This is a genomic window from Erwinia sp. 1181_3 (assembly GCF_052824965.1).
This window is the reverse complement of the sequence record NZ_VTDE01000010.1, coordinates 125,909-138,932: the sequence shown is the minus strand read 5'-3', so window position 1 is coordinate 138,932 and position 13,024 is coordinate 125,909. Positions and strand designations below refer to the sequence as shown.

Genomic DNA, 13,024 nt, shown 5'->3' with positions numbered 1-13,024 from the left:
GCTGTCCTGCTCGCTGGTCATCGTCAGGTTGCGGGCGACGTCGGCCCTGACCGTCTCGCCGCTGACCTGCGCGCCCGTCAGGGTGGTGTCGCGGCCGCTGACCAGGTTCACCGCCTGCCCGGCGTTAAGCAGCGTCTCCGTATGGGTGGTGCCGTTGCCGCTTTCGTGGCCTTTGCCCTTGTTGAGGCTGGCGGAGACGCTGATGCCGAACCCGCCGGAACCGACGCCGAGACCGACCCCGACGCTGCCGCCGCTGCTCTTGTTGCTGCCGGTCAGCAGGGAGGTGTTCTGCGCGGACGTCAGGATGATATCGCGGTTAGCCGTCAGGTCGATGTTTTTTCCGGCCTGCACGGTGGTGCCCTGGAGCAGGATATCGCCGTCGGTGCCGCTGCCGTTCGCGGTGATTTTTACGTTATCCCCGGCGGTCAGGCTGCCGCCGCGGGCGGTAACCTGCTCGCTGTGCTGCGTGGACGTAGACGACTGAGAACCGTAAGAGAGGCTGATCCCGACCGTATTGTCTGACGCGCCCGGCGTCCCGGACTGGGCGCTGGCCAGGCTCGCGGCCTGAGCGGCCTGCACCCCGGAGAGTGCCGCTTTGGTCTGCTGCAGGGCGGCGATGCGGCTGTCCTCGGTTTCCTGCGCCTGGTTGGCGGTCTCGACGGCGGTGTTGAGCGCGCTGCCGACGGCGCCGGAGAGGGCGAGGGTAAAGCCGCTCTGTTTCTGCTCGACCCTGTGAGTCTGTGCGCTGCTGTCGCTGGCGGCGGTAATGGCAACGTTTTTGCCCGCCAGGCTCATCTCTTTCGCGGCAATCAGCTCAGCGCTGCGGGCGGAGAGGTCGTTGCCTGCTTCAAGGCTGAGGCTGCCCGCGCTGCTGCCGACGGTGCTGATGGCGTGGGCGGTGCTGTTGCCGTCGTCGGTGGTTTTGACGCTCTGACGGCCGTAAGAGAAGCCGATCCCACCGGTCCCCATCAGGCCGGATTTGCTCTCTTTGATAAGATGGTTTTCCTGACGCTGCTCTTCAGCGGTGTCGAGGGTCAGGTTATTGCCCGCCGCCAGCCGGACGTCGTTTTCGCCCGCCACGTTGCTGCCGCGTACCGTCAGATTGTTACCTGCCAGCAGGGTCACGCTGTCGCCGGTCACGTTGCTGGCGGTTGCCTGGGTGGCCTCGATCTCATCGTGGGTCTCCAGCGAGCGGCCGGAGAGGAAGCCCTTGCTGGTCTGCCTGCTGTGTTCGGTCAGATGATACGCGGACTCCCCGGCCACGATATTCATATCGTTCCCGGCCACCGCGCTCAGGGCGTCGGTGGCATTGATCGAGGCCGCAAGGGCGTTCAGGTCATTGCCTGCCGACAGCTGCACGCTGCCGTTGCCGGCGATCTGGCTGCCGACGTCGCTGCGCTGGGTGAGGTCGCGATAATTATCGCCGCCCCAGTCGCCGCGTTCGCTGTGGGTGGTGGCGATCGTGCCGAGGTTAATGTTGTTCCCGGCGCTCAGCACAGTGGTGCTCTCTTTGCCGTTATTACCCACCAGAGTGGCGTTAAGGTTGATGTCGTTCACGCCCTGCAGGACCAGTTTGCCGCTGTCATTCTGGACGTAAATCCCGGCGGTGCGATCCAGGCTGCGGTTGCTGTCATCGCCGCTCAGGGTGCTGGTACTGTTCAGGTTGCGTCCGGCAGTGACCTGCAGGGCATCGTCCGCCAGCAGTGTGCCTCCCACGTTGTTGAAATCGGTGAGGGTGGCGATATCGATCGTGCCGCCGCGGATCAGACCGCTGTTAGTGACGTTGTTCGCCGTGATGGCAGTGATCTCGCGCCCGGCGAGGGTGCCGCTGTTGTTGAGGTCGTCTGCGGCCTGCAATGCCACGCGGTTGCCCGCCATCAGGGAGCCGTTACCATCCACGTCGCCCTCTTTCACCCGCACATACACCTGCGGGACCAGCACGCGCTGGCTGCTGCCGTCCGGGAGCTGAACGGTCTGCTCTACCATCCACACCATATCTGATGTCAGCAGGGCCATCTGTTCCGCGCTGAGCGCCACGCCCGTGGTGAGGTTGTGCTCACGGGTAAAGGCGACTCCGGCATCCATCAGGGCTTTGTACTGGGCATTATCATCGTCGAAGCCGCTGAGATAGCGCTGGCCGGTCAGGCTGGTGACCTGGTTGCGGATCAGCTGCTGTTCATAGAAGCCGTCGCCGAGGCGTTTAAGGATCGTATCCCCGTTCGGTGACAGGGCGTTCTGCATATAGTCGGAGCCCAGCCAGGTGCGCTCTTGGGTAAAGCGCGGATCGGTCTCCACCAGGTAGTGGCTGGTCGTGGAGGCGTGAACCGTATAGAGGCTGCCTGAGGGAACGCGGGTGTCCCCGACGCCGGTGCGCACGACTTCGCCGCTGCTGTTTTTCGCGCTTTCCCACGTCTGGCCTGCAGGCAGCGCCACCGGGCGATCGCTGCCGCCCTGGGCCGGGTTATTGTCTTCCCATGCCATCGTACTGAGGGAGATAGTCTGGGTCACCGGAGAGGGGCGGTAGCTGTTGGTATCTTTCCCCTGCGAGGTTTTGGTACCGCCCAGTTTCTTTTTCTTTTTCTTCGCATACCAGCGGGTCTGGCTGCCAATGTCGGTGATGATTTTCACCCCACTGGTGGCATCATTATTGAGCAGGCTAATCACCCCACCCAGCACCTTCGCGGCGATGACCTGGCTGTCCAGGTTATTCATCTGGTCGCTGTTAATGGTGAGGTTGCCGCCGGAGAGAATTTTCCCCGGATCGCTCTCAATAACACGCGTTTCCTGGACGGTGCGGGTGTAGTTGTATTCGTAGAATTTATCGCTGCTGCTGCCGTCCGGCATTTTCGCCGAGTGGACGCCGTACTTATTTTTCTGACTGGTGTTAACCTGGCTCCAGTCGTAGCGCTGAGTCTTGCCGCTCAGCACGGCTTCATGGTGGCGGCTGGTCCCCGTCACCACCACGTCCGTCACCAGATGGTTATTCAGGTTATGGATAGTCTCCATATCAAGGCGCATATCGCCGCCCGACTCAATGGTGGCACCGCGATTGGTCAGCACTCCGCCGCGCCCGGTGGCGTTCAGATTCGTGTCCAGGCTGCCGCCTATGCCCATCGCACCCGCGCTGTAGATCAGCCCATGGCCGGTGTTGTTCAGCGTCCCGGCGGCGATATCCAGCCGATCGCGGGCCGCCACGGTCGCGGCCACGCCGTTTTCTGCCCCGTTATCCAGGGTGTTCGCCTTAATAGCGACATGGTCGCCGTAAATACGCCCGGCGCCGAGGTTCGTGAGGGTGCCGGTGTCAATATGGGTCAGGGTGCCGTCGATCAGGCCCCGGTTGACCAAAGAATCGCTCAGTAAGAGATGGGATTCACCGCCCCCCAGCTCTGCGTCCCGCGCATTGGTGGCGCTGGCGGCCTGCAGCGTCAGGGTCTTACCCGCCAGCAGTTTGCCCTGGTTGTCCACGGTGCCGCCGCTGGTCAGCGTCAGGTCGCCATTTGCCAGCAGCAGGCTCTGGTTGGTCAAGCCCTGCTGCAGGCTGAGGTTCAGATCGCCTTCGGAGAGGATTTTTCCGTCGCCGCTGACCGTATCCGCCGTTATGTCCATGCGCTGCCCGGCGACAAGGTTGCCCTCGCGGTTAGTGATGCTGCGGGCATTGAGGTCCACATTTTTGCCGCTCAGGGTGCCGCCGTCATTCAGCAGGCGGCCTGTGCTGCGGGCCTCAAGTTTGCCGGTGGCGTCCACGCTGGCCAGGCTGAGATCCAGATCGCCATGACCGGCGTCCAGGGCGGTATTGCCTGTTGCCGTCCGGCTGCCGCTGGCATCAATCCCCTGAGCGTTGGCGGTGAGGGTGCCGCCGGCAATATTTTGTCCCTGCAGGGTCAGGCGACCGTGGCTGGAAAGGGTGACGTCGCCATGCTCGCCTGCCTGCCCGTCTTTATCGATACCGGCGGCAAGGGTGCTTTGTGCGGTCGCGGTGATGCGGTTTCCGCGCAGGGTCAGATTATCGGCGGTGGCGAGGGTGCCGCTGTGTTCGATTTCGCCCCGGCTGTTCACCTCCGCACTCCCGCCAGCGTAGATTTTTCCACTATTTCTGACGCTGCCTGCGGTCAGCCTCATATCACCCGCGCTGTTCAGGTTGCCGCTGTTGTCAATCTGGCCATCGGCGGTGACCACCACCGTTCCGGCCTGGGCCCCGATATTCCCGGCGTTGCGCACGCCGACACCCGCTTCGCTCCCGGTGAGGCGGATTTTTCCTGCATACATCCCGCCAAGGCTGGCAACATCCACGGCAAGCTGAGGACGCGTCGCCGCATCACCGTTTTTGGCCACGATTTTTTCATGGGCGGCATCAACGGTGCTGGCCCCGGCGGTGACCTTAAGGTCATTGGCCCAGAGTCCGGCGTTCACTTTTACCGAACGGGCGATAATGTCGGTGTAATCCTGGCGGGAGGTATCCATCCCTTTGCCCTGAATAACGATATCGCCCTTGCTGACGTCGTAGCCGGTCAGGTTGCCGTTGTTCAGCTGCGCCTGCCCGGTAGTCAGGGTGGCGCGGTTGGCGTTGATAAAGCCGCAGCCGTCGCAGGTAATGCCCGATGGGTTGGCGATCACCACCTGGGCCTTTTTGCCCGCCACTTCAATGTAGCCGTTAAGCTGACTCGGATTGCGCGAGTTTACTTCGTTAAGGATGATTTTGGCTTCACCGCGCGACAGCCACGGGTTGCTGGCCACCATACCGCCGATCTGGGTGGAGGCATGGGTACGGCTGTTGTTGAGGATGACGCCTTTATTGTTCACGTCGAACTGGCTGTAAACGTTGCGGGAAACCCCGCCCTTGCTAGGTGTCTGGATATTGACCTGGGGTGTACCGTTGGCGCTGCTGATAATAGTCGGCTGCTGCGAACCCGGCGCGCTCTTATCGGCCACGACATTGGCCGTTGCCGGTTGGACTGCGCCCAGCGCGAGCAGCAGGCCGAAGGCGAGGGCATTCAGGCGAGTGATGCACTGACGCTGCACGCTGGCGGTGCCAGACGCCGGGCAGGCTACCGCACGACAGCTTCGGGTGATTTCTGCCACCACGACCAACATACCGCGTGCTTTATTGAACACGATACGATACAGATTTTTATTCATCCTTAAATCCCACTCATCAATGGAAACCCGTTATGTCGTGAGGTGACGACTCAGTAACTCCAGTTCAGGCTAAAACCCAGGGTGTAAGGGCTGGTTTTAAAGCCGTCAGGTCTCGAGAAGGGCACGCCCGCGAAGGCGTCGTACCCGGTATTAAAAACAGTGCCGCGCAGGCCGGCAACGCCGCCTGCCAGATGTTGACCAATCAGCATGCCTGCGCTGCTGGTGCCGCCGACTTCGCCGTAATCCGCGCCCAGATAGAACTCCTGTTGCGGCAACGGCGTTTGCCAGGCGAGGTCATTGCGCACGAACCAGCCACGGCTGGCGCTCAGGTTGCGTTCGCCATCGAAGCCGCGCACCGTCCAGCGTCCGCCGATGGAGAATTCATCCTGCGGCGTCAGGGACATTGAACTCATCTGGCGCAGATACTGCACGTTGTAGCGGAACGACTCGCCGACGATCTCAAAGGGAATATCCAGACCGGCGCTGAGGGTAACGATTTTGCTCTTCGCCGTGGCGTCGCCGTTGTACTCCTCCGGGGCCGGAATGGCCCCAAACCAGCGGGTACCGCGCTGATAGCTGATGCCCGCATCCAGCGTGCTTTGCCCGATATAGTGACGATGGGACAGCCCCAGCCGCCAGGCGGCGGTCTTGCGATGCTGCACCTCGACCTCGGTATCGGCGATGTAGTTGCGCGATTCACTGGTCAGCACGTCCCAGCTGACGGACGTCTTCTGCGTGCCGCTGCGGTGCAGTACCCGGCTGAGCTGGACGTCGAGGTTTTTGCGTTTGCCGCTGTAGAGATAGTCCTGATTCAGGCCCGCCACCGTCTGGTGATAGTCATAATCGCTGGCCGTGGCGCTGGCCATCCAGTAGCCAAAAGGCACCGAATAATGGGCGGTGATGTTTTTACTGCCTTTATCGTCGCCGGTTTTGAGGCTGCGGGTGCCGGAAAGATAAAAGAGATCGCTCAGGGAGAAGGGGTTATCCAGCGACAGGGTCGCACCACCCTGATAACGCCCGGTGGCGACGGAACCTGAGTCATCCAGCGAGGCCCCCAGGCGCCACATCTTGCGCTGTTGCCACTGCACCACGATATCGCTCTCGCCCGGCAGCTCGCCGGGTGCCACTTCCATATTGGCCTCCACCGTCGGCAGACGCTGCAGGTTTTCCAGCCCCTGTTCGATATCACGCAGGTCGAGCAGGTTTCCGGCATGAGCAGGGAAAGCGGTCCAGAGGGTCAGCCAGCGATCGCTGTCGGGGCTCCGTTTCACCTCGTGAACGTAGCCGGGCATGATCACCAGCGACAAGGTTCCACGGGTCAGATCCTGATTCGGGGCCAGTACACGGGAAGTTACATAGCCGTGGTCAATCAGGCGATTTTGCAGGGTGCTCATCAGCTGATTAATGCCCTTCCCGCCGAGGCAGTGGCCTTCACCCTGACGGGCGAGGCGCTGCAGTGGCAACCAGTGCGGCAGGGCCTCCTGGCCGCTCAGTGTTACCCGGTCTATCTGAAAGCAGGGAGTTTCTGGCGCAAAGTGAATGCGGCCAAAAGAGGAGGAAGGCGGCGAAAGGCGCACGTCCGGGGTGGGCGGTGTCAGGGTTTCTTCCAGCGCTCTTTGCCGCTGCTGCTGGGACTGAAGCGTCCGGTCGATCATGTTCTTTTCAGCCGCAGGACGCTCAGGTGGAGGGACCGGGGCGGCAGACGGGGAAGAGGGGATCATCAGCGCGATAAGCGTGAAAGCTGAAAAAATGAACGGCGTTGTGCCGCGGGCCGTCCCTGTCGGTGTGTTGCGCATCATCCCTGTGACTTCTCTTGATTTTTTTATGAAAGTGCTTAATAAACAAACTGCGCGGATGATAAAAGAATTGTTAAGAGCTGTAAATATAAGTGTGAGTGTTAACAGGGCAGTTTCCGATAATTCTTAGAATAAAGTTTTCAAAAATGTCTGGGACTGAGGGTGGCGTTTACAGCCCGGTTTTATCCGGTGCTACGGATGGTTTTTTCGTGTTTATTCCGCAATTTCAGGCGCTTTTAGGGGAGGGCTGTCTGGAGAACTCGGTGTTGTCCAACGAAGCAGGGCCAGTTGTTTCATGAATTATTCAGCAATCCCTCGTCCCAATCGCAAGCCTATCGGGGTTGGCGAGAGACGGATACCCGCAAAAGGGAAAGAGGAACGTTCAATATCGTTAATGGAACGCCTGGTCGACATTTTTATCAGAAATGAACGGCTGGCCCGCGGTGTGCTCACTCTTTCCCCGGCGCATCCCGACCAACAACAGGCCCCGGATAGACGATGCATCGTCACCCCTTGCATCTTCCCCTCACTCCCTTAAAATTTCCCCCTCTCTGGCGTAAGGAACATCGGATGTCACAGTACTGGTGGAAGGACCTGCACGACCGCAATCATGCCTGGCTGGGGCTGGAATTACAGAGCCCGAAACCCACCATGCAGCCCATTCTGGAGATGCACAGCGGGCATCATGGCCGCATGGCGCTATCACTGCGCGGTGCGCCGCTGTTCTGGGCTTCGATGCTAAAAGACCATTCCGGCCTGTGGCGGGTGTTTAACGCTGAGCATCCTGATCCATATGCGTTATTACCGCCCATTACTTCGCTGGCGCTGGAGTCGATTCGTCGCTCCGGGCCAGAGGCGTGGATGGGCGAATGGTGCCGCTATTTTGCCCGCCATTTGCTGACGCCTGACGTTCCGCTGTTATCCGCGGGCCGCTGGCTGCTGCGCCCGATGCTACCCACCGCACCCGTTGCACCTTATTCCCTTCAGCAAACGTCTCCGGTGGAAAGCTGGCGTTTTCACGCCCCTGCCCGTAGCGGGAATATCGGTTTTAGCTGGTCACTCTTCGCGGAAGATATCCCGAACCTGATGGCCCCGACGCGCGTCTCGCAGGTTGACTGGTGGTGGAACGGCACCCCGCTGCTGGCCCGTTACGCCCTTCAACCGCACGCAGGGCGCCTGAAATGGTGGCGCAAGAAGAGCCGGGAAGGGGCGCTGCCGCCAGTACTGGTGCGCTTCATTGCCGGGCTGGGTTCATTCGTTATTCTTGATGGTCACTACCGTTTACAGGCCGCCATCGAAGAGGGCATGCCGCCGCCGTTTCTGGTGCTCAGTGAACTGGGGGAAAGAACCTTCCCGACGGACCCGGCGCATCAGGAAAAGATCGTGCGTGCGCTGGCTGCCCAGCAGCAAAAGAACCCCGCTGTGAATCTTGATGGCGTGAATCAAACGCTGATTAATCTGTATGACAGCCACGATCTCTATGCCCCTGCGTACAGTCGTGCCGTGCTCGGTGATGGCGAAGGCTGGGCGCGGGAGGTCACGGAGTATTTGTGCAGAGATGATGAGCAAGCGGTATTAGAGAAAATCCTGAAGCGTATCGTCTGACCGAGTGCTTGCGCCCCTCAGGCGGTCCCGCCCCCCTAAAAGCCCCTCTCCTCCATTCGTAGAAGAAAGCCTGAACGGTCAGGTTCAAATTTGATTACATTTATTCATGAAACAATGTATAAAAACATAAAAAAATTTACGAATAATCTTATGTACAAAAAATAACCAGAATCAGGATGTCGAGCACTTGCGCCCCCCGATGAGATTATTTAATCCTCTCTGCTGGCCGCCAGATGTTATCCCGCGATAACACCTCTTCCGTTGCGCGATAATCCTGAAAGAATATCGCTTCTTAAGACAAATTTTCACAAAAATGAAATTAACGGGTCACACACACAGCCCGTCCATTATTTAAGGATGAAACACTGATGAAGATTTTTAGCCGTAGCGCAACCTGTTTACTTGTTTCTGCCACTCTGCTTCTGAGCGGCTGTGCCAATACCGGCAGTTCTCTGTTGTCCGGTACAAAAGCCGACCCGCGACTGACCAGCGGTGAGCAGGCTAAGTTCTTTAGTGCATCGGGCGCACAGGGTTGTGGAGTGGGTGCCTTAACGGGTGCTCTGGCGGGCGCGGGTATTGGCGCGCTGGCCGGTAACGGTAAAAAAGCGCTGGTCGGTGCTGCCATTGGGGGCGCCGCGGGTTGTGCGGTGGGGATGACGGCTAACTACTACCTGGATAGCCTGAAAAAAGATTACGCCACCACTGCTGCTCGCCTGCAGGCAATGGGCACCGACATCCGCAAAGATACAACGGCGGTAGAGAAAACCTCTACGGCGATGAAACAGGTCATCAGTGACAACCAGGCAACTCTGACCCAAATCAGCATCCAGAAAGATAAAGCCGGTTTTGATAAAGCCAGCGCCAATAAGCAGCTGGATCAGATTGATGCCAATATCAAAGAAATGAAAAGCCAGATTAAAGTCATGAAAGACAAAGATGCTGCTTATAAAGTCGCCCTGCAGGGACAATCAACGACGAATAAAACAGATAAAACCAATCTGACCGCATTAAATAAAGAATATACCCAGCTGAATAGCAAAATCGCCGCTCTGGAATCAGAAGCGAACGGTCTTTACAGTCAGCGCCAGGCTATTTCACTGGGTTAATGCAGAGGGGCTGACAGAACTGTCAGCCCCTTTTCACACCTGTCACTGGCCTTAAAACCTTATTTGTTTTCCTCATTTCATGGAACATTTCATGAGAAAATATGTATTACTCGCTTCAGTATTGCTTACCGGTTGTGCCACCTCTCCTCAGGACTGCGACCTGCAGGCGCAAGATCCCAGCTTCCTGACGAAATTGAGCTGCACCACCTCCGGTGGCTATCGGCAGAAAGTCAGTGAAGAAGAGCAGAAGGTCCAGCTCAGTCAGTGGGAAAATCAGCGCGCCAAACAGGATCTGGCCAATACCCAGAACCGGCAGCAGGTCACGGATCAACAGCTGAGCAATGAACAGGTGCGACTGCAGGCAGCGCGTACCGATCTGGCGCAGACAATGAAACGCCTTAAATCCGACAACGTCAAAAGCAAAGCCAGCCAGAAAGAGATTAAACAGTTGCAGGCACTGCAACAGCAAGCGCAGCAGGCCACCAGCGCCAGCGACGTTGCCGCTATTGAGAAAAAAGTGGCCGACGCCAGGAAAAGGGTGGAAGCACTGGAGCAGGCGAACACGCTGCAGTAACGCGCCCTTTGATGTGACGATATGCTGATCCGCCGCGAACCGGCGGCGGATGCCAACGATAACCACAAGACGACCCTGTGTAATGCAACGATTAACACGTGCAGCGCCGATTAATGATTCTACTCTGGCCACCTATGAGGAGACGGTTGCGATTATCCAGCGCTATCTCCCTCCGTCTCTTGCGCTGGTGTTTGCCACCGCCCGGCGCGATCCTGCCGGGCATCTGGAGTGGTGGACCGACCGCCAGGGCGTTGCCCGGCCATTGTCGGCACTGAATGAAGCGGAACAGCAGGCGCTCCACAGCAAGCTCCAGAATTACCGTGGAATACTGGCCGGGCTGATTGAGCAGCTGACCGCCCGTGGCGAGGAGCAACCCGCTCAGGCGTTGCAGCAGTTACTCGTCCATTCACAGCAGCTGGACTGCTATGCGGTCGGCGATGAACCGGTTCTGGTGAACTGGGTCATTGTGGCACCGGAGGCCCCGCCCCCGGTGGTGGTGGTGCCGTGGTGGCGACGCGCGCTGCCCTGGCTATTGCTGTTGTTGCTTTTACTGTTACTGCTCGCCCTCGCCTGGTGGTGGTATCACCATCGTACTCACCCCGAGCCCGTGGTGCCGGCACCGCGTGAAACCCCCGCTGCCGTTGCCCCCACGCCACCCGCCAGTACTGAACTGACGCAGGATAACCCCAGTATTAACCTTGCGAAACGCAAGGATTTCGGGCGCATCAAAATCAACCTGACCTGGAAACAGGGCCAGCAGCAGCAGCCTATCGACCTGGATATCGCCGCGTTTGTCCGCTTTAAAAATGGCGACATCAGCGGGGTGGAAGCCCTCAGCCACGCCGCGGGCGACTATGAAAAACCGCCTTACATCCAGTTGAAAGAAGATTTGCGTAACGGTAACAACCAGGACGGTGAGTGGCTCTTCATCAACGGCAGCCGCTGGGCGGAGATTGATGAGGTACTGATTTACAGCTTCATTTTTGGCGGAGCCAGTAACTGGCAGGGCACCGATGCGACGATCACGGTGCATGTACCGGGCCAGGCGCCGATCAGCACCACCCTGAAGGAGGGCAGTCAGCGCAATAATGTTGCGGCGATCGCCCGATTAAAAAACGTCGATGGCGAGATAAAAGTGGAACGCCTTAACCGCTTCTTCCGCGATCGGGAGCCGATGGATAAGTATTACGGCTGGGGATTTAAATGGAAGCCGGGTGCGAGCAAAAACTAGCCACATTCATTATAACGTTCGTTCATTCACAGCGTGACAAGGTTTAGACAATGCGAAATGCGATTCAGGGACCACTGCTACGTACCGGACATAACTCCTCATTTAAGGCGCTGGGTGAAACGGGCTACCCCGTGTTCAAGATGGCATTTCAGCTACGCGAAGCGATCTACCGTCTTGATGCCGGACGTGACCTGGCCCGTCACCTTGCCGTCCCGCATAACGATCAGGGGGGCGATCGCACCGACTGGTACAGCAGCTTTCCTGGCGACATTATTCCGTGGAGCAGCGCCAGTGAAACGGAGCGCGCCTCCGCGCGTCAGCAGTTCAGCGAATTCCAGATCGCGGTACAGGCACTCAGTGAACAGTTGCTTAACGCTGAGAACAGCGGTGCCGGTGGCGATCGCCGGGTCTTTGCTCAGCTGCTGAAATCAGTCAGCCATTTCCCCGATTATGATTTTGTCTATCTGGTCAACGGCGTGCTGGTGATCACCTTCTGGGGCTTTGTTCATCCCGGTGGTGAAACGCGCAGCCCCCTGCACTGGCTGGAACCTGCATCGGTGCCTGCGCCGTCGGCGGCGATGATCCCTGGCACCACGCCGCCGCGCGCGGCTGCTACCGTGGCCAGCCCGCCAGTGGTGGAGACGGTCACACGTGGCCGCCGCTGGAACTGGCGCTGGTTACTCTGGGCGCTGCTGGGGCTGCTGTTACTGGCCCTGCTGTTTGGCCTGCTGCGTGGTTGCGTTCCTACGCTGTCATTGCCGGGCCTGCCGGGTTTCCCGGGGAATAAACCCCCCGCGCTGTCGGTCAACAATGAGGGCCATCCTCAGGTGCCCGACGTGAAGCTGCCGGAAATGCCGGCCATGCCGGACCTGAAATTGCCGAATGTCGCAGGGCAAAACGGTGCTGTCGCAGGCGCGCCTGGTGCCAGCCTGCCGGGCAGCGCTCAGGACGTGGGGGGTGTTCCGTCAGCGACGGAAGCACCACAACCCTTCGCCAGCGACACGCCACCCGCGGCAGACGATGCGCAGGCTACGGAGCCCGCAGCCACGACGGATCCGGTTCAGCCCGCACTGACGCCGGAAGCTGCAGCGAATCCAGAGGCCGCGCCCACCACGCCGCCAGAGCCGGGTGCTGAAGCGCCCGCAGTGGCACCCAATACCGTCCCGCCGGTGATCCCGCCTGCGGGCAAACCGCTGGCAATCCCGCCGACCCTGCCTAATGGTCCGGCACAGTTTCTCAACGGCCAGTGGCGGGTAAACGGCGGTATCCAGGACAAACTCACGGGCCGCCCGCTGCAGTTGCAATACAACTTTAAGCAAGGTGAGGGCACCGTCAGCGTGCGCCAGTCGAGCGGTGTCACCTGCCAGGGCCCCGCCAGGGGCGACGTGCAGCAGGGGGCGCTCAGCATTACTAACCCAGAGCAGATGAAATGTAGCGACGGTTCAGACTTTATTGCGCCCGTCATCGCCTGCAAATCGCCTGCCGCCGATCACGCCGAGTGTGTCGGCAGCAACGACGGGGAAAAAACCTTCCCTATTCGTATGCTTCAACCCAATACCTGAACAGGGACGGATTA

General features: G+C 59.4%; 7 protein-coding genes. 5 read left to right on the top strand and 2 right to left on the bottom strand.

Annotation, left to right across the window (positions count from 1 at the left end):
• On the bottom strand, positions 1 to 5,136 hold a 5,136-nt coding region (locus FY046_RS19665; RefSeq protein ID WP_446186402.1), incomplete at its 3' end, for a hemagglutinin repeat-containing protein.
• A 50-nt stretch (positions 5,137 to 5,186) separates the two neighbouring features.
• Positions 5,187 to 6,791 (bottom strand): ShlB/FhaC/HecB family hemolysin secretion/activation protein, encoded by a 1,605-nt coding sequence (locus tag FY046_RS19660; protein WP_227536434.1) that lies wholly within the window; start codon positions 6,789 to 6,791, stop codon positions 5,187 to 5,189.
• A gap of 711 nt (positions 6,792 to 7,502) precedes the next feature.
• Between FY046_RS19660 and FY046_RS19655 the strand changes: the two genes are divergently transcribed.
• The 5 genes from FY046_RS19655 to FY046_RS19635 all read left to right on the top strand — a co-directional run bounded on the left by FY046_RS19655 (position 7,503) and on the right by FY046_RS19635 (position 13,010).
• Positions 7,503 to 8,537, top strand: a complete 1,035-nt coding sequence (locus tag FY046_RS19655; RefSeq protein WP_339505308.1) for a hypothetical protein — start codon at positions 7,503 to 7,505, stop codon at positions 8,535 to 8,537.
• Between the two features lie 368 nt (positions 8,538 to 8,905).
• A complete protein-coding gene (locus tag FY046_RS19650) occupies positions 8,906 to 9,643 on the top strand; it encodes a hypothetical protein (RefSeq protein ID WP_133844693.1) in 738 nt (245 codons plus the stop codon).
• Positions 9,644 to 9,734: 91 nt separating this feature from the next.
• Entirely contained in the window at positions 9,735 to 10,217 is a 483-nt protein-coding gene (locus tag FY046_RS19645) for a hypothetical protein (RefSeq protein WP_133844691.1), read from the top strand.
• A gap of 82 nt (positions 10,218 to 10,299) precedes the next feature.
• On the top strand, positions 10,300 to 11,448 hold the full coding sequence (locus FY046_RS19640) for a tellurite resistance domain protein (RefSeq protein ID WP_159338597.1): 1,149 nt from the start codon (positions 10,300 to 10,302) through the stop codon (positions 11,446 to 11,448).
• A 50-nt stretch (positions 11,449 to 11,498) separates the two neighbouring features.
• Positions 11,499 to 13,010 (top strand): SrfA family protein, encoded by a 1,512-nt coding sequence (locus FY046_RS19635; RefSeq protein ID WP_446186401.1) that lies wholly within the window; start codon positions 11,499 to 11,501, stop codon positions 13,008 to 13,010.
• Positions 13,011 to 13,024: the final 14 nt, after the last annotated feature.